At 42.3% G+C, this 18,860-nt stretch carries 18 protein-coding genes; 11 read left to right on the top strand and 7 right to left on the bottom strand.

Features of this window, described 5'->3' with window-relative positions:
• Positions 1-10 precede the first annotated feature (10 nt).
• On the bottom strand, positions 11-724 hold the full coding sequence (locus tag AC2FA3_RS10975; protein WP_490509595.1) for an RluA family pseudouridine synthase: 714 nt from the start codon (positions 722-724) through the stop codon (positions 11-13).
• 454 nt (positions 725-1,178) lie between these two features.
• Here AC2FA3_RS10975 and trxA point away from each other — a divergent pair, with 454 nt between their 5' ends.
• The 4 genes from trxA to AC2FA3_RS10995 all read left to right on the top strand — a co-directional run bounded on the left by trxA (position 1,179) and on the right by AC2FA3_RS10995 (position 4,973).
• Positions 1,179-1,505: a thioredoxin gene (trxA, locus tag AC2FA3_RS10980; protein ID WP_183620986.1), complete on the top strand. Its 327-nt coding sequence runs from the start codon at positions 1,179-1,181 to the stop codon at positions 1,503-1,505.
• A gap of 527 nt (positions 1,506-2,032) precedes the next feature.
• Positions 2,033-3,301, top strand: a complete 1,269-nt coding sequence (gene rho, locus AC2FA3_RS10985) for a transcription termination factor Rho (RefSeq protein ID WP_201546064.1) — start codon at positions 2,033-2,035, stop codon at positions 3,299-3,301.
• Between the two features lie 377 nt (positions 3,302-3,678).
• Positions 3,679-3,927 carry a YMGG-like glycine zipper-containing protein gene (locus AC2FA3_RS10990; RefSeq protein WP_201546062.1) on the top strand — a complete coding sequence of 83 codons (249 nt, stop codon included), beginning with the start codon at positions 3,679-3,681 and terminating at the stop codon, positions 3,925-3,927.
• A 164-nt stretch (positions 3,928-4,091) separates the two neighbouring features.
• Positions 4,092-4,973 carry an IS982 family transposase gene (locus AC2FA3_RS10995; protein WP_490509596.1) on the top strand — a complete coding sequence of 294 codons (882 nt, stop codon included), beginning with the start codon at positions 4,092-4,094 and terminating at the stop codon, positions 4,971-4,973.
• Between the two features lie 124 nt (positions 4,974-5,097).
• Here AC2FA3_RS10995 and ypfJ read toward each other — a convergent pair whose 3' ends face one another.
• Complete coding sequence (gene ypfJ / locus AC2FA3_RS11000) at positions 5,098-5,985, bottom strand: KPN_02809 family neutral zinc metallopeptidase (protein WP_490509598.1); 888 nt, start codon at positions 5,983-5,985, stop codon at positions 5,098-5,100.
• A gap of 642 nt (positions 5,986-6,627) precedes the next feature.
• On the opposite strand from ypfJ, the gene AC2FA3_RS11005 reads away from it, so the two are divergent.
• Positions 6,628-6,984, top strand: coding sequence for a hypothetical protein (locus tag AC2FA3_RS11005; protein ID WP_490509599.1), 357 nt, complete (start codon positions 6,628-6,630; stop codon positions 6,982-6,984).
• Positions 6,985-7,250: 266 nt separating this feature from the next.
• Here AC2FA3_RS11005 and AC2FA3_RS11010 read toward each other — a convergent pair whose 3' ends face one another.
• The 5 genes from AC2FA3_RS11010 to rpmI form a co-directional block, all read right to left on the bottom strand.
• A complete protein-coding gene (locus tag AC2FA3_RS11010) occupies positions 7,251-7,550 on the bottom strand; it encodes an integration host factor subunit alpha (RefSeq protein WP_079692789.1) in 300 nt (99 codons plus the stop codon).
• A 237-nt stretch (positions 7,551-7,787) separates the two neighbouring features.
• Positions 7,788-10,193, bottom strand: a complete 2,406-nt coding sequence (gene pheT, locus AC2FA3_RS11015) for a phenylalanine--tRNA ligase subunit beta (protein WP_490509600.1) — start codon at positions 10,191-10,193, stop codon at positions 7,788-7,790.
• Positions 10,194-10,297: 104 nt separating this feature from the next.
• Positions 10,298-11,353, bottom strand: coding sequence for a phenylalanine--tRNA ligase subunit alpha (gene pheS / locus AC2FA3_RS11020; RefSeq protein WP_490509601.1), 1,056 nt, complete (start codon positions 11,351-11,353; stop codon positions 10,298-10,300).
• 352 nt (positions 11,354-11,705) lie between these two features.
• Positions 11,706-12,062: a 50S ribosomal protein L20 gene (rplT, locus tag AC2FA3_RS11025; RefSeq protein WP_011281252.1), complete on the bottom strand. Its 357-nt coding sequence runs from the start codon at positions 12,060-12,062 to the stop codon at positions 11,706-11,708.
• A 158-nt stretch (positions 12,063-12,220) separates the two neighbouring features.
• On the bottom strand, positions 12,221-12,406 hold the full coding sequence (gene rpmI, locus AC2FA3_RS11030; protein ID WP_490509602.1) for a 50S ribosomal protein L35: 186 nt from the start codon (positions 12,404-12,406) through the stop codon (positions 12,221-12,223).
• Positions 12,407-12,962: 556 nt separating this feature from the next.
• Here rpmI and hisIE point away from each other — a divergent pair.
• The 6 genes from hisIE (at position 12,963) to AC2FA3_RS11060 (ending at position 18,816) form a co-directional block, all read left to right on the top strand.
• Positions 12,963-13,814 carry a bifunctional phosphoribosyl-AMP cyclohydrolase/phosphoribosyl-ATP diphosphatase HisIE gene (hisIE, locus tag AC2FA3_RS11035; RefSeq protein ID WP_490509603.1) on the top strand — a complete coding sequence of 284 codons (852 nt, stop codon included), beginning with the start codon at positions 12,963-12,965 and terminating at the stop codon, positions 13,812-13,814.
• Between the two features lie 252 nt (positions 13,815-14,066).
• A complete protein-coding gene (tatA, locus tag AC2FA3_RS11040) occupies positions 14,067-14,339 on the top strand; it encodes a Sec-independent protein translocase subunit TatA (protein ID WP_149490834.1) in 273 nt (90 codons plus the stop codon).
• 47 nt (positions 14,340-14,386) lie between these two features.
• Positions 14,387-15,097, top strand: coding sequence for a Sec-independent protein translocase protein TatB (gene tatB, locus AC2FA3_RS11045; protein ID WP_490509604.1), 711 nt, complete (start codon positions 14,387-14,389; stop codon positions 15,095-15,097).
• Positions 15,097-15,963 (top strand): twin-arginine translocase subunit TatC, encoded by an 867-nt coding sequence (gene tatC, locus AC2FA3_RS11050; RefSeq protein ID WP_490509606.1) that lies wholly within the window; start codon positions 15,097-15,099, stop codon positions 15,961-15,963. The genes tatB and tatC overlap by 1 nt, the downstream gene beginning before the upstream one ends.
• A 225-nt stretch (positions 15,964-16,188) precedes the next feature.
• Positions 16,189-17,688: a UvrD-helicase domain-containing protein gene (locus tag AC2FA3_RS11055; RefSeq protein ID WP_490509607.1), complete on the top strand. Its 1,500-nt coding sequence runs from the start codon at positions 16,189-16,191 to the stop codon at positions 17,686-17,688.
• Positions 17,689-17,748: 60 nt separating this feature from the next.
• Positions 17,749-18,816, top strand: a complete 1,068-nt coding sequence (locus AC2FA3_RS11060; RefSeq protein WP_490509608.1) for a tRNA dihydrouridine synthase — start codon at positions 17,749-17,751, stop codon at positions 18,814-18,816.
• Positions 18,817-18,860: the final 44 nt, after the last annotated feature.

Raw genomic sequence — 18,860 nt, forward strand, 5'->3', positions numbered from 1 at the left:
AGCAAGCCATTTAAAAGGGACTTGGACTTTCCCAATCCATCCAAGCACCAAGTGTGGGATGCTTTAGTCGTAACTGCTGGGCATGTAAATTGAGCCGTGACGCAATGGTTAATGCCGCACCTTCGGCATAAATTGGGTCGCCAATCATCACATGTCCGACGTATACCATATGCACGCGCAGCTGATGACTGCGACCGGTCACGGGCTTTAGCAGCACGCGCGTGACTGGCTCACCATTGCATTCTTCATGCGCCAGCACCTCATACAGCGTTAATGCATGCTTTGGCCAATTAGGATCGACGATATGACGCGGTTTGGTTGTAGGCTCATAACGTACTGGCACTGATATCTCCCCTTTAGCACCGACGCTTTGCCACTGACCAAAAACACGTGCTTGATAGCTTTTTTGTGGCAGCCGCTCAATAAACTGCTTACTGATATGGGTTTGGGCGGCGGCATTTTTGGCAAAAATCAGCAGCCCTGAGGTATCCATATCTAGACGATGAATCAACTTAACCGCCGGATTGGCGCGCTCAAGCCGTGCCAATAAGCTCACCTTGAGCGTTTTACCATCGACACTCAATAGTCCTGCAGGCTTATCGACGACCCAAATATCATCGTCTTCATAAACGGTCACAGCTTGCGCAAATTCTTGAAAAAACTCCAGTGGATACGCATTTTCTTGAGCGTTCAGGGCGTCTATTTTTTTATCAGTGAAAGGCATAAAACTTAGCTACTTATAGTAATGGGTTATATATTGATAAGGTTTTGATATTCATTAACTTCAAGATCAAAGCCATTGTTAATAAAGCTACCCTTAATTTTGAATAAAGTTCACTTTGAACAAAATCGACTTTGAATGACCTATTACATATAATAATGAATCAGTATTTGACCAGTATTAAAAGCGACGACTGGATTTGCGTTAAAAATGACGACAGCGATGACAAGTGACAGATAAAACATAACCTGTATCGTTATGTTTCGATTTATTGTGCTAATAGTAATTGTTAAACAATTTAACCAGCCTGCGTCTGTCAACTTTGAGCAAACATGTTAATATAATGGCAGAATTTCACCCCTGCTTAACCATTCTTTGGCCATTCATCTGTTTAATATGACCCTCATATTTATATCGATGGTTGGTAATAGAAATAATAAAACAAGAGAGATAAATTATGTCAGACCTTATTGTTAACACTACCGATGCAAACTTTGACCAAGATGTCCTACAATCAGACGTGCCAGTTCTAGTAGACTTTTGGGCAACTTGGTGTGGTCCTTGTAAAGCCATTGCGCCTATTTTAGAAGATTTAGCGACTGAGTACCAAGGTAAAGTTAAAATCGTTAAAGTCGATGTCGATAATAACCCACAAGCGGCTAGCCGTTTTGGTATTCGCAACATTCCTACCTTATTTGTCTTTAAAGACGGCGAAAAAGTCGATTCAGTGATGGGTCTACAGCCAAAAGCAGCATTGGCAGCCGTACTAGATAAACATCTATAATCGTTTTCTAGTAGTTGTTTACTAAAAGATTTTTATATAAAAACCGACATCAAAAAAGCTATTGTCTGCAGCAGATAATGGCTTTTTTGCTGCTTTTCTGAGCAAAAAACGAGATTATAAGAATTTTTTGGCAAAAATTATTGACAATGCCAGCCTGAAGGTCGTATAGTCTGCTGACAAGAGAAAACTAACTATTTTCCTAAGTGTCTTGTCGCTATTCTCCTCGTGTTTATCAACAAAAACACAATCGTCATTATAAAACACCACTACTGAACGCAATGATTAAACACAATTACTGATATTGAGTTTTTGACGCAGACTCTTATGTAGACTTCTTTATTTTTACCTCTTATGAGCGTGCCTATATTTCTTGCAACGCTTCCATAAGCTGGCACATAAAATCTATCCTACATAAACCCCAATGCTGTGTATATACCTGTATCGCCCTATATCCCCTTGTTTAACCAACGTCTTGATTTGTGCTGATAATGGCATCTCTTATCTGACCAACTGCTAATGACCTATCTATGAATCTTACTGAATTAAAGAAAAAATCAATCGCTGAGCTTTTGGCCATCGCCAAAGACATGGGTCTTGATAATATGGCGCGTAGCCGTAAACAAGACATTATCTTTGCTATTTTAAAAACCCATGCCCGTAACGGTGAAGCCATTTATGGTGACGGCGTGCTTGAGGTTCTTCCTGATGGTTTTGGCTTTTTGCGCTCATCTGAAGGCTCTTATTTAGCAGGTCCTGACGATATCTATGTCAGCCCAAGTCAAATACGTCGCTTTACCTTAAAGACTGGCGACAGTATCGCTGGTACCATTCGTCCACCAAAAGATTCTGAGCGTTATTTTGCGCTGTTAAAAGTCGGTGAGATTAACTTTGATACACCTGATCGCTCGCGTCATAAGCTGATTTTTGAGAACTTAACGCCGCTATTCCCTACTGAGCAGTTAAAACTTGAGCTGGGTAATGGTACGACTGAAGATTTGACTGGTCGTATTATTGACCTAATTGCACCAATTGGTAAAGGTCAGCGTTCAATTATCGTCGCCCCGCCAAAAGCCGGTAAAACGATGCTACTACAGACCATCGCGCAATCGATTACCCGTAATAACCCTGAGTGTTATTTAATCGTACTCTTGATTGATGAGCGTCCAGAAGAAGTGACCGAAATGGTGCGTACCGTACGCGGTGAAGTCGTAGCCTCTACCTTTGATGAGCCGCCACAACGTCACGTACAAGTGGCTGAAATGGTCATAGAAAAAGCCAAGCGTTTGGTTGAGCACAAACAAGACGTGGTCATCTTACTTGACTCTATTACTCGTTTAGCGCGTGCTTATAACACCGTGATTCCATCATCAGGTAAAGTATTGACCGGTGGTTTGGATGCCAATGCGTTAGAGCGTCCGAAGCGCTTCTTTGGTGCGGCACGTAACATCGAAGAAGGCGGCAGCTTGACCATTATTGCCAGTGCGCTGATTGATACGGGTAGTAAAATGGACAGCGTTATCTTTGAAGAATTCAAAGGAACCGGTAACCAAGAGATTACGCTTGAGCGTGACTTGGCGGAAAAACGCGTCTTCCCAGCCATTAATATCAAAAAATCGGGCACGCGCCGCGAAGAGCGCCTGCTTGATGAAGACAAGCTACGTAAAGTTTGGATTTTACGTAAACTGCTTCAACCAATGGATGGCGTCCAAGCGACTGAGTTCTTGCTAGACCGTCTAAAAGAAGCTAAGACCAACGACGAGTTCTTTGAGCAAATGAAACGTAAATCACAAAACTAATTCATAGTCGTATTTTATTAGCTTGATTAGATAATGAATATACAAAAATAAAGACTGCCTTAGGGCGGTCTTTTTTGCTTTTAAATGTTTATTTAAAGACTTTCTTCTTATAGTTTTAAAAACCATCAACTATTTTAGAAATAGCTAAGACAATCCTTAAAAAGAGTTAGCGGACTTTCATTATTAATACAATGACTGTAAGCAAAAGCCCTACCGACGATATAGTAAAGCAACATACTTTACAGATTATTTGCAAAGATTAGCTTTTTTACTACGACTAGAAAGAGATAAACAGGCTATTATGCAAAGTAGTACAGACATATTTAGATACATCCTGTATATTGGATTTCAAACTTGACGACTTAATAGGTGACACCATGAAATTTGCTAAAACTTTTGCACTAACAGCTATCGCTAGCTCTGCTCTTATGATGGGCGGTTGTGCTAATAATGGTTATGGTTATAACTCTGGCTTAAACAACACTGCTAAAGGCGCAGCCGCTGGTGCAGCTGCTGGTGCTCTTCTTAAAAGTGGCAGCAATAGTAAAGGTATCGCTCGCGGTGCCTTAGGTGGTGCTGCAATCGGTGGCGCTGGCGCGTACATTCTTGACCAAACTCGCCGCTAATTTATTTTAAGATTTTAATAGCTATGTTATAAGATTTTATATTACGAAATTTCTAGCTATTAAAACCCCAGTTCGGGATAAGCGCTCAAAAAAAAGATAAAAAAGAAGCCCGAAGTTGCTAAAGTAAGTTTACCAAGACAAACTTCACAACAAGGACTTCTTACATGGACAACCTAACCGAACTATACTGCCATATTGACGACTTTTATCAGCAATTCAAACCTGAGTTTGACGCTCATTTAATCGCAACGGGACACCAAAGGTTAAGAGCATGCCAGATAAGTGTAGCAGAGATTATGACCATCTTGGTACTGTTTCATCAATTGCGTTATCGACAGTTTAAGGCGTTTTACTACCATCATATGCTAGGCATGATGAAACGAGAGTTTCCAAATCTGCCGAGCTACTCGCGATTTATAGAGCTTGTGCCGCGCAGTATCATGCCACTGTGCAGCTACTTGCAAAGCATAATGGGTGACTGTACGGGTATCAGCTATATTGATTCAACCAAGATAGCAGTTTGTCATAACAAGCGTATCTACCGTCATAAAGTCTTTGAAGGACTTGCAACCCGAGGCAAAAGCAGCATGGGCTGGTTCTATGGCTTTAAGCTACACGCCATTATCAATCATAAGGGCGAGCTTGTATCTGTTAAAGTCACTGCGGGTAATACCGATGACAGAGTGCCTGTTAAGGATATGGCAACGTCTGTGTTTGGCAAGGTGTTTGGTGATAGAGGATACATCAGTAAAGCACTAAACGCGTGGCTCACAAAACACAGTGATACCACGTTGATAACCAAACTTCGGCGTAATATGAAACCCCAATTACTTGAGCCTATGGATGAGGCACTACTCAATCATCGCTCTTTGGTTGAAACGGTGTTTGGAGAGCTTAAAAACTTGTGCCAAATCGAACACTCACGCCATCGTAGTGTCACGGGGTTTATCACAAACTTGCTGTCAGGTTTAATTGCTTATTGCTGGTTTCCCTATAAACCCACCATCAAAAATATGCCTCAGCAGGGACAGGTAGCCACATTGTAAATAGTATCAATGAGTTACAATGTGGTTTATCCCGAACTGGGGTTATTAAAGCTAAAAGCCTGCAATTAATTGCAGGCTTTTTTATATTTATCAATTACGCAAGACTTTTACAATGCTCCACTATTTATAATGCCCCACTAAAAGTATCACAAGATTGAATATTGCCGCTTTCTAATCCACGAGTAAACCACTGAACGCGCTGCTGGCTGGTGCCATGAGTAAAGTTATCAGGTACCACTGCTCCACCACTGGCACGCGCTAAGCGATCATCACCGATTTGACCAGCAGCGTTAATAGCTTCATCGATGTCGCCCGCCTCTAAGAACTGCACTCGCTCTTGATTACGCTGTGCCCAAACGCCGGCAAAACAATCCGCTTGTAGTTCTTGCAATACCGACAGCTTATTGGCTTGGGCGCGCGTCACTTGACGGCTCGCTTCATTTACTTGCTGGGTAATACCTAACAAGGTTTGTACATGATGACCAACTTCATGAGATATGACATACGCTTGAGCGAAATCTCCCGCTTTTCCTTGATTTTCACTATCACCAGAGCCTTGCTCATCGCCAGTAATGCCTAAGTTTTGGCGCATTTCTACAAAGAAAGACGTATCCAAATACACCGTTTGATCGCCTGGGCAATAAAAAGGTCCGGTTGCCGCACTAGCGCTACCACAAGCGGAACTTACTTGCCCATTAAATAAAATCAGTGATGGCTCTTTATAGGTACTGCCCGCTTCATTAAATATTTGATGCCAAACTTCTTCCGTATCCGCCAATACTACTTTTACAAAGCGTGTATCACGATCATCGCTGGTTGCAGGCTCAGTAGAGGTATTACTGCCACCGCCCGCGACCACTTGCCCTGTTTGTAGTGCGGTCATCGGATTGACGCCAAATACCAACCATAAAATACCAGCGATAATAATACCGCCAATACCGCCACCTATCATCTTACCACCGCCAGTGCTTGTGCGTACATTGGAGCTACCGCGTCTGTCTTGCCATTTCATACTATTTCTCCTAAAAAATACGATAGATATAGATATTGCTATACATATCGTCGTTAGTGCTGTTATATAGTTATGGATATTAGATAATATTGCGCTCAATCCCTTGATTGCATACTTTATTTTGCCGCTTTTAATTTTTCATTGACCATTAGTAGTAAAAAAAGAGGTCAAACCGTGCTTCTGAAGTCCATACTACTTGATTCCTAAAGATTAATTTCTTATCACTTTTATTAAAAGCTTTTACGAATACCATTGCTATTTATACCTTGCTAATATTCATCATTCAATGGCTATATTTGATGGTATTTGTACTAACAATACTCAAAAAATGGGTATAAAATAGCATCCTAGTCATTAGAGAAAACCTTTGATAGGAAAGCTCTTAAATCACACTGATGTTATTGATTATACGTCGATTAATTTGGCTAGTTGTATTAAAAATTATAGTAAATAGGCAAAGTAAAACCCTATTTACAATTTTATTGTTACTTAATTGTACAGGCCCTTTCTATCCAGAAAGAAATCATATAGAATGCGTGGAAGCTGAGTAGCTGTGATTAATACTAGTTGAATTCTGAGACATCTTGGATATTCAACCTTTTTTGCTGCTACTGATCATTTCATTTTCCCGGAGAAAACCTTATGAACTTAAAATTACTTGCTCTAGCTGGTATCATGACTGCAACTATGGGCCTTACTGCCTGTGATAGCAACAAAGAAAACGCTGCTGAAGATTTATCTGACGCGAAAGAAGAAGTAACTGACGCGCAAGAAAATCTAGACCAAGCTGCTGTTGAAGGCGAAGCTGTTCCTGCTGATGCTGTTGAAGCTGTAGACGCTGCTGAAGCTGACATCGCTGATGCACAAGCTAATACTGCTACTAACGAAATTGATGCTGAAGTACCTGTAGACGGTACTACTACTAGCGTTGACGTAGCTAGCGAAACTCCAGCAGTTGACGCAGCTGACGAAGTTGTAGTTGAAGAACCAGCTCAGTAATTTTTATTTTTCATAATAAAAATACTGCAGTGAAAAAAGAGAGCTTAGGCTCTCTTTTTTTATGTCTGTTATTTAGGATTCTATCAGCTTTTAAAAGTTTAGGCGAAAAAGGGAATAGGTAAAAATACGTTGAGCTATGGCGCTAAAATAGCCGGATAGTATTCATTACCCTATCTGTTAATTCATTGGCTTTATAAATCTAAAAAGCCAATAAGATGACTTTAATCATCGCTATTGGCTCAACAGAAATAACCTATTAGCAAAGCTTACTCATCAAATAAGCGCTCATCCACCTGCTGACGAAATTTTTGACCGGTTTTAAAGGTGACGACGCGGCGTGCCGATACGGCAACAGGCTCACCTGTCTTTGGGTTACGACCGGGACGGCTGTTTTTATCTTTAAGCTCGAAGTTGCCAAAGCCTGAAAGCTTGACCTCTTTGCCATCAATCAAACTCTCTGACAACTCATCAAAAAAGTTCTCCACCAAACAGCGGCCTTCTTGACGTGTCAGATTCAGATGACTCATCAAATGCTCAATCATGTCAGATTTGGTTAAGGTGCTCACAGTACGACTCCTATGCTATGTCGTGATGTCGAATATCATGGTTTAGCGGTATGAAGATTAATGTTAGCTATTATAAAGGTTTTTTGCCGTCATTTTAATAAAATCCTTTATTAATAACCACTTAACGTAATTTATGTATAAAAATCTCTATTAGTTATGTGTTTTTACCAATAGCAAAGCGCCATAGCCTCACTTATCAGGAGGCTATGGAGAATCTTATATTTTTATGAGTAGATATTAGCTGTCACGCAACTGGGCAGCGTGTTGTTCGGTTAGGGCTTGCACTACCTTATCGGTTGCTGCTTTCACCGCTTCATCAGATAGTGTCTGCGTTCTGTCCTGCCATATCAAAGCAAAAGCCAATGAACGCTGACCGGTTGGCACTTTATCACCTTGATAAACATCAAATAGCCATAAATCTGTCAATAGTTCACCAGCTACCGCGCGTATCGTCGACTGCAAAGTCTGTAAGCTAGTATCGCTATCGACTAAGATGGCAATATCACGACGTACTTGCGGGAATTTGCTTGGGGTAGTGATGGCATGCTGCTCACGTACAAGAGTCAGTAGCGGCGCAAGTGATAATTGAGCCACCCAAGTAGCCGGCAAATCTAACTGCTTGGCCGTATTAGGATGCAGTTGACCCAACCAACCAACATACTGGTCATCGATATAAAGCTTGGCGCTTTGACCAGGATGTAAGAAGGCAAGCGCGCTACGCTCATAACGGATACGCGCACTATCTACTTGCGCGGGTAATAATTGCTCAATATCATGCTTAAGATCGTAAAAATCGAAGGCGCGGTTTTGATACGCTTGCTCGTCCCAGACATCGCCGACTGCGACCAAAGCAATACTTGGTGTTTGCACCAATTCGCTAATGCTTTGACCAACAAAGCTAAGACCCGTTTCGAAGAAGCGTACCCGTGGCTGCTGGCGATTGAGGTTATATTGCACACAAGGCAATAAGCTTGACAGCAAAGTACGGCGCATTACTGCTAAATCACTAGAGATAGGATTGGCCAGTGCTAACACTTCTCCGAGCGCTTTGTCATCGAGCAAGGCTTCTATTTTGGCATCACTAAAGCTAAAGCTGATCGCCTCCATATAGCCATTATCGACCAATGCCAGCTTCATTTGATGCGTTAAGTCTGCCGTATCATCATAATCCATGCTGACTTGCAAATGCGGCAAGACGCTTGGAATATTATCATAGCCATAGATACGGGCAATCTCTTCAATCAAATCTTCTTTGATACTCATATCAAAGCGATACGATGGCGGCGTACAAATTAGGCTATCTGCTTGCTGCTCGACCTCAAATCCTAATTGAGTCAAAATACGCACCATCACTGCTGGCTCAATCTCGATACCGATGACATCACGAACTTTAGTGATTGGCAATGTAATGGGCGCACGTGCTGGCAGGTTTTCATTACTTTCTGCTTTTACTATTTGCCCCGCTTGGCTACCTGTGACGCTGGTAATTAAATCAACAGCACGCGCTAATGCTAGCTCTGGCAACTCAAAGTCTACCCCACGCTCGAAACGTTGTGAGGCATCCGTATGCAGACCAAAACGACGTGCGCGTGCAGCGATTGCCAATGGATTAAAGAAAGCGCTTTCTAAGACGATATTGGTGGTGCTATCAGTGACACTGCTACGCTGGCCACCCATAATACCAGCAAGTGCAAGCGCGCCTTTATCATCAGCAATGACCAATTCATCACCGGTTAGAATAATAGTTTGCTCATTTAATAAGGTAATGGTCTCGCTAGGCTCTGCCAAACGCACAACGATATCACCAACAATGGTATCAGCATCAAACGCATGTAGCGGTTGACCCAACTCCATCAACACATAGTTGGTCACATCGACCAAGAAATTGTGCGAACGTAATCCCGACTGCACTAATGCATCTTGCATCCACTTTGGGGTATCGATGCTACGATCAATATTGCTAATCGACTGTAATAAATAACGTGGGCACGCCTCAACTGCACTAACGGTGACGGCAAGAGTTGCGCCGTTATCCGTCACCGCTACATTAGTTGGAATCTCAGGCGACTGCATTGGTAAATCGTTAATCACTGATATCTCGCGCGCAATACCGCGTACACTAAAGCAATCACCACGGTTTGGGGTGATAGAGATATCTAAGATTTGATTGTCTAAACCCAAATATTCACGGATATCCATACCAATCGGTGCATCAGCTGGCAATTCAAGCAGACCATCGATACTATCGGTTAAATCAATTTCAGACGCACCGCAGAGCATACCGTTAGAGTCGACACCGCGTAGGTTGCCGTTTTTAATTTCAAAACCTGCACCATTATCAGAAGGTAAAACGGCACCAACGGTTGCAACTGGCGCTTTCATACCAACAGTTACATTGGGTGCACCGCAAACGATTTGTAACGGTTCAGATGCACCAATATTGACCTGTGTGACACGCAGTTTATCAGCATCTGGATGCTGCTCGACGCTGATGACTTCACCGACGACCACACCACTAAAAGCACGGGCGACTGCAAAGCGATCATCAATCTCTAGCCCTGCCATGGTGAGTTGTTCGGCCAATTGCTCACTGCTATTGTTGGGATTTACCCATTGACGTAGCCACTGTTCGCTAATTTTCATAAATATCTCGGATCAGAATTTTATAATAAAGATTTTGGATTAAAGCTTGGCAAATTAACTTGTTATATTAACAAGGAGCACTTTTTATATAAACAAAGAACACTCTAGCCAAACTGCTTTAAGAAGCGTACGTCGTTTTGGAAGAACAGGCGCAAATCATCGATACCGTAGTACAACATCGCAAAGCGCTCAATACCCATCCCAAAAGCAAAGCCAGTGTATTTATCGCTATCAATACCGCAATTGGTCAGCACCTGTGGATGTACCATACCGCAGCCCATGACCTCAAGCCATTTACCATTATCATCGAGGATATCGACTTCAGCAGAAGGCTCAGTAAATGGGAAGAATGAAGGACGGAAACGCACGGTCAGCTCTTTGGCAAAAAATGCTTCTAAAAACTCACTAATCAAGCCTTTTAGCTCAGCAAAGGTACTCGACTCGGTAACCATCAAACCTTCTAGCTGATGGAACATCGGTGAGTGGGTTTGGTCCGAGTCGTTGCGATAGACGCGACCGGGGCAAATAATGCGAATCGGTGGTTCGTTCTTTTCCATGGTACGAATCTGTACTGGGCTGGTGTGCGTACGTAGTAGATAGTGCGCATCAAAATAGAAGGTGTCATGCATCGCACGTGCTGGGTGATGCGACGGAATATTGAGCGCTTCAAAATTATAATAGTCGCTCTCAACTTCAGGGCCAGTAGCGACATTAAAACCTGCTTGTATAAAATACTGCTGCATACGCTGGGTAATCATCGTAACTGGATGCAAATGACCTTTTTGACCACCACGAGCTGGTAAAGTGATATCAATACTCTCGCTCGCAAGTTTAGCGTTTAATGCTGCGACTTCTAGCTGCTGCTGCTGCGCTGTTAACGCATCTTGAATACGGCTACGCACTTGGTGTAACCAGCCGCCGTAGGTTTTTTTATCGTCGCTACTCAGTTTGCCCATCTGCTTCGACCAGCCAGTTAAGGGGCTCTTTTTACCCGTTAATTGTACACGCAAATCTTGCAACGCACGCACATCGGTTACTTGTAAAACCAACGCTTCAGCGGCGCTGGCCAACTCATTTAGCTGCGCTTCATTAAGCTCGCTTAGCTCTGAGGACAAGGTCGGTAGCGCCGACAAATCGGTGGTAGCAGCAGGGGTAGTCATAAGACGCATTCTTCCTGATTTAAACGGACTATTAATTATAGTGATAGGTAATTGTAGGGATTTGACCAAATATTGCAAACCATTTAGCCAATCATTTTAATATAAGGGCAAGTTATATAAATGGCTTGAATATTTAGACAATGACTTTTAATGATGATTTTAAACAATGAAAAGTGCAACTTTATAAAAAGCATGTTGCATCTTAGCGATGATAAAACTGGCAGTAAAATAATTTAATATAAAAAAAGCCACCGACCAGCGGTAGCTTTTATTAATATCGTACTATTAATCAATATTAGTCCTACCCATTTAAGTAATCAAAAAAGCTGAATACCTAAAGGACGGTTAATATTTAGGCCAATTCCGCTTTAGCTTTTTCAACCAATGCGGTGAAAGTTGCTGCATCATGCATAGCGATGTCAGCAAGTACGCGACGATCGATTGCAATGTTAGCTTTTTTCATGCCATTGATAAAGCGGCTATAGCTTAAGCCGTTTAAGCGTGCACCAGCATTGATACGTGCAATCCAAAGACGACGGAAAGTACGTTTTTTGTTGCGACGGTCACGATAAGCATACTGACCAGCTTTGGTCACTGCTTGTACCGCTACGCGGTAAACACGTGAACGGGCACCGTAGTAGCCTTTTGCGCGTTTTAGGATTTTTTTGTGACGACGATTCGCCTGTACACCACGTTTTACACGGGCCATAAATTACTCCAAGATTTCTTTAATTACTGTTAAGCGAGTCACGATGTCATTAAATAGTTGAATAACAGACATCGTTATCAGATTGCAAAGTCAGGTATTTTTAATTCAGTAGCTATTAATTAAACAGCGCTTAATTAAAGATAAATGACGATAGCCTATTAGATGTATGGGCACATACGACGAACTGCTGCTTCGTCAGACTTGTCCACCATCTTCAGACCGCGCAACTGGCGAATACGCTTAGCTGATTTCTTGGTCAAGATATGGCTTTTGAATGCTTGCTTACGCTTAAAGCCGTTCGCTGTTTTTTTGAAGCGTTTAGCTGCACCGCTTCTGGTTTTCATCTTAACTTTCATGATGATTTGCCTCTTTGTCTTTGATAGAACCTGGTCGTCAAATAGTGAAAACTGAATAGTGGCTGTGAAAAAAAGCACTAAACCTCTATTTGCCTCGAGGTGGGAGGCGCTATTTTAACAGATCATGCGCAGTTTTGCCAAGGAAAGTTTTGGCCGCCTTTATCGTATGTTGTTCTTTCTAATAACAAACACCCTACCACTTATTTTTATCTTCCAAACCTTGATTGTTAGCCGCTTAAAGTACAAGCTTAAAAGTAAAAACTGAGCTACAAAAAACTATCAATAGACAGTTAATAGAAACTAAGGTTAGCTAAGTGAATAGTTGGGTATTATTTACAATTATTGGTTTATCAAAACTCCGCTCAGGTATAATTGTGCTTTAATGACTGATTTAACATATTGAATGTCAGCTTAAGCTGTGTTTAAGTAGAGATTGCGCACTGATAAAGCGCTCACATAAATGATAGATAGGCTGAATGACCTTTATTTAGCGAATACTTAGCGGCTTTTTATTACTGACTACTTTCTACTTATAAGACGATAGATGATGACTTTACCTGCTTGGCTGACTGCCGTGAATTTTAATGCTGATGGTTTGATTCCTGCAATTGCGCAAGATCATGTGTCAGGACGTATTTTGATGATGGCGTGGATGAACGCCGAATCCCTACAATTGACTGCGCAAACGCAGACCGCAGTATACTTTTCACGTTCGCGTGCCAAGTTATGGCACAAGGGCGAGTCCTCTGGGCATACGCAGCGTGTACATGATATTCGTCTAGATTGTGACGCCGATGTGATTGTGCTGAGTGTGACTCAAGCAGGTGGTATCGCTTGTCATACTGGTCGTGAGTCTTGTTTTTATCAGCGTTTGGATTTATCAGGGCAAACCCCTGAGTGGCAAACGGTCGACAAAGTATTGAAAGATCCAACAGAAATTTATCATTCAAATGCTACAGCACAAGCTACTCCTCAAATTAATAATGTACCATCTCAAAATAGAGTTCATTCGGATACCAATCAGAATAACCGTAGCCTCACCACTAACTCTATTTTGCAACAGCTCGATGGTGTATTGGCAGAACGTAAACATGCAGATGCTGACAGCTCATACGTAGCCAGCTTATACGCCAAAGGTCTCAATAAAATTTTAGAAAAAGTGGGCGAAGAAAGTACAGAAAGCATTATCGCTGCCAAAGACTTTGCTAATTGCGATGAAAGCACTGATAAAACCCAATATGACGAAGCACGTTATGAGCTTATCTATGAAGTCGCTGATGTGTGGTTTCATACCTTAGTAGGTTTGGCTTGGTTCGATATAGAGTCAGATGCGGTATTAAATGAGCTAGGTCGACGCTTTGGTCTCTCAGGTATTGATGAAAAAGCCGCTCGCTAGCTTTTGTAAGGTCAATAACATTTATAATATGAGTATGTTTTGTCATTTAAGAGGGTATTAACAGTAATAACAAGCGAAACCACTGCCCTGTTTGATTATTGTTGCTTTCACCTTTTTGTCACAAGTGCAGGTTATAATATAGTGACGTGTTACTTCGTATGAGATGTCGATATCTTTTGTTTACGATAGCAATATTCTATACACTCAACGTATTCATATAAAGACTGAAAACCAAGACATAAGGATAGCATTATGGGCAGTTTTTCCATTACGCATTGGCTGATTTTATTGGTCGTGGTGGTTGTTGTATTTGGCACCTCCAAACTAAGAAATGCCGGTAAAGATTTGGGCGGCGCGGTCAAAGGTTTTAAAGAAGCCGTCAAAGACGAAAATACCGAACATGCTAAAAAGCAGGTGGTGCTCGATCATGATGGTAATGCACATACAACCGATCGTCCGGCAGCCAATAAAGCGACTGACGCTGATATCAGTCCTGCTCCTATTGACGATAAGCACAATGTATAGTTCTGGGTATAACCTTGGTCGCATCTAGATAGTGATATTTAACGCTTATGTTTGATATTGGGTTTTCTGAATTATTGCTTTTTGGCGTCATTGCCTTAATCGTCTTGGGGCCAGAAAAGCTGCCCCAAGCGGCACGCACTGCTGGGCAATGGTATGCCAAAATTCGTCGCACAGTTTCTACCTTGCAGTCTGAAATCGAAGCGGAACTTGATTTGGCTGAAACTCGCCAACTGATGCAAAAAGAGCTTGCCAAAATCCGCCGAACTGAAGCGGAAATGCGACGTGAAATGGCAGAGATGCGCGGCAGTATGCAACAGTTTGAATCCTCACAAAACCAGCATCTAAAAGCAGCGCGTCACGTGAAGGATGCTGAAGTAGATGCCGAAAACGATAACGGTGACAATGAAAAACGCGATAATTCATTAGCAACACCAAAAGAGTTTGACTATACCTATGACAGTTATCCGTCAGATAAAAAGTCAGAAGAGTCTGAGCAAGCAGAGTCAGCGGCTCAAGATAATGACGATAGTCTAAAAACTAACTGTAGTGACAATGCCAATCAAGTGATTCAAACCATCACAACTAGACCTTGGGAAAATATGTGGTTCCGTCTTGGCGCTTACGATAAAGCGCGACGTTTGCCGCAACCGCCCTATTTACCCAATTATAAAGCCGACATTTTATTAAACAGCGCTATCAACCGTTTAGAGAATCCTTTACATAAACAGGCTTCTGTTAATAAGCAGGAGATTGAGTAGTGGGTTTATTTAAACGTAAAAAAAGCCGTCAAGAAAAAGTAATGGATACAGAGAGCAAGGCTGCACCAGAGGCGCTTGATAATGAGGACTCTGATGACATCTTAAGCTCACTGGGCGATATGCCGATTACCGAGCATTTGATTGAGTTGCGTCGGCATCTGATTAAGATATGCGTCGCGGTATTGGTGATATTTTTAGCCTTGGTCGGATTTTCACGCGAGCTCTATGATTTTTTATCTGACCCATTAGTTGCTCAGTTGCCCACCAATTCGACGATGATTGCGACTGATATCACTTCTAACTTTATGGCACCGATACGCTTAACGATATTTGTCGCGGCCTTTTTTGCCATGCCGTATATCTTGTATCAAATTTGGTCGTTTGTGGCACCTGGGTTATATAAAAAAGAGAAGAAAGTCGCTATTCCCGTACTGATGTCTTCCATATTTTTATTTTATGCAGGCGTGGCTTTCTCTTATTTTATTGTACTGAAAGGCGTTTTAAAGTTCTTTATCATGTTTGCGCCGCAGAATGTCTTACCAATGACAGATATCGACAGTTATTTAAGTTTTTCCCTCAAGCTCTTTATGGTATTTGGGCTGACATTTGAGATTCCGGTTGTCACTTTACTATTGATATTGGCGGGTGTCGTCTCCATTCAGAGCTTAGAAGACAAACGCCGTTATATTATCGTTGGCTGTTTTGCCGTCGCTGCAATCGTTACACCACCTGATGGCGTGTCGATGTTGATGCTCGCCATTCCGATGTGGTTGTTGTTTGAGCTGGGATTATTTTTAGCGAAAATTTTGATTAAAGAAGAGCGCAGCCTTGATTTGGCAAACGATATAGGATTAAAGAAAGAATAACTCTACTTATCAGGCACTTATTGCAAAAACAGCCAACACGCTAATCTGTTAATATAACCTTCTTATTTCCACCGTTATTTTCTATTAGAATTTTTATTATTGTCATATTTAATTGCACATATTTTGCAATTAACGTCATTATAATTAGTCAGCCATTGTCTATGCAGTGGCTTTTTTTACCCCCGTGATTTTTGCCCCCACTCTAGTTTTTTAGGTAGCTTTATTATGTCCGCATCTATGCCAGCTTATATGAGCGATCCCACTGATGAGCAGCTGAACGCGCTAAATATGGCGATGGATCACAAGTCATTTAAAGTGGTCGCTTATGCAGGCGCAGGGAAAACGACGACGCTGAAATTAATCGGTGAGCGTTTGCGTGGCCGCGGTTTATATTTAGCCTTTAACAAAGCAATTGCCAATGATGCGCGGCAGAAATTCCCCGGTCACGTCGATTGTCGGACGTTTCACTCACTCGCTTATCGTCACGTACCGCGTGATATCACCGCCAAACTGTCGTTGCCGCGTTTTTCACCCAAGCGTTTGGGTGATGATTTGGGCTTACAACCGGTACAAGTCCGTCGGCAAATGGATGGGGTCAATAAATATATCACCCTTACGCCAGCACGCTTGTCGCGCTTCGTGAGTGATGCGGTGAGCAATTTTTGTAGTACGCACGCCAGTTATCCTGCGCCAAGGCATATTGAATTTCCAAGCTGGCTCGATGACTCTGATGCCGAGCAGCTGCGTGAAATGCTTTACCCTGCAGTTGAGCAGCGCTGGTTACAGTCGATTGATGCGCGCCATCCTGCTGGTATCGGGCATGATATTTATCTTAAATTGTGGGCACTATCGAAGCCTAGTATTCCAGCAGACTTTATTTTATTTGATGAAGCGCAAGATGCTGATCCCTTGATGATGGGTATTTTGACCCAGCAGCCGCGGCAAGTCATTTACGTTGGCGATGCCCATCAGCAGATCTATGAGTGGCGCGGGGCGGTTAATGCGATGAAAAAACTGCCATTGCCGCAGACTTTATTAACTCAGTCATTTCGTTTTGGCGAACCGATTGCTGAGATTGCCAATACTTTGCTCAAAGCACTGCAAGAAGATATTCCCTTAAAAGGCAATCCTAATAAGCAATCTTCTACCGAAAAAGGTATGGTTCATAGTAAAAAAGACGCCATTCTCTGCCGTACCAATGCTGCTGCAATGTCGCAACTATTAACGGGCTTAAAGCTCGGTCATAGAGTTGCTCTGCAAGCAGATACTGATCGTATGCTTAAATTCTGTCAGGCAGCTGAAAACTTAAAAAATGGCAAATCGGCATATGGTGTGCCCGAATTAGCCTATTTTTATAATTGGGGTGATGTACAAGAATATTCTGAAACCAATGAAGGCAGCGATCTAAAAACCTTAGTAAAATTGGTCGATGATCATGGTACTAATGTACTCAGCCAAGCGGTGAATAGTTTATCCAGTATTGAAAATGCCGATTATGTCATCTCAACCGCACATAAAGCCAAAGGGCTTGAATGGGGCAAAGTACAGCTCGATGATGATTTTTATTATGATGTGACGACCAATGCGGTCAAAATCAGTCCAGAAGAGCTGCGTCTCCTCTATGTGGCTTGTACGCGTGCGCAAAGTAATTTGGACATTCACAATATCAAAGATTTGATATCAGGATTGCAGACCGGTAAAAAGGTCGTTTTTGGTAATACTTAATAACCTTTCATCATCTTCTCAATACCCGACTATTCCACTTTATGTAATGAATAATTAGCCATGAATAACATCCAGCCGTCTAACACTTCCTCTTTATCTCAAGCACTGCAAGAACGCCAAAACACCGTACAGCAATTATTTGCCAGTCCCGTTCGTCTGCTCGCGCCTATGGAAGGCTTAACCGATCCATTAATGCGCCAAATTCTAACCCAAATTGCGGCAGACTTGGGGCGTCCTTATGATTGGTCAGTCAGTGAATTTATTCGCGTGACTCAGAATGTCTTACCTTCGCATGTATTTTATAAATATGTGCCAGAACTGCATCATGATGCTAAGACGGCCTCTGGTACGCCAATTCATATTCAGCTACTTGGTAGTGAAGCACAGCTGATGGCAGAAAATGCCGCTTACGCTTGTGAGCTTGGTGCGCCTGCTATTGATATAAACTTTGGTTGTCCTGCCAAAACGGTCAATAGCCATCGCGGTGGCTCAGTGTTGCTTGATGAGCCTGAAGTGATGTATGACATTATCAGCTCCGTACGCCAAGCTGTGCCCAATCATATTCCCGTATCAGCTAAGATTCGCTTGGGTTATACCGATAGCAGTCGCATGGATGATATCAAAGCTGCGATTGCTGCGAGCGGTGCAGATTGGCTAACCATTCATGCACGGACCAAAACCCAAGGCTATAAACCGCCCGCTTATTGGGATAAAATTCAAAACTTTAATACCCTAGATATTCCAGTAATTGCTAATGGTGAGATTTGGAGTAGTGAGCAGGCGCAAAACTGTATGGCGCAATCAGGTACGACGCATTTAATGCTTGGGCGCGGCGCGGTAACCCGTCCCGATTTGATTGCTCAACTCGATAATGTCAGTCGTCAAATTTATCAAGACCATCATGATCTGGAAAATACAACAACATTATTATGGCAAGACTTGATTGAACATCAGATTAAATTTTTAGAGGGTGCGGCGAAAAGCAATGTGGTTTTAGTCGGTCGTTATAAGCAGTGGTTGGCGATGCTGACCAAAGGCTATAGCGAGGCAAAAATAGTATGGGACAGTATTAAACGAGAAAAAAATAAAGCAGTGATTATCAAGGCGCTACAAGCTAGCATCGCTTAATGAATCACTGCTTTATTAATAGCGCGCTCTACAACAACACGCTC

This window comes from Janibacter sp. CoH_79_TC_3, from assembly GCF_058197955.1.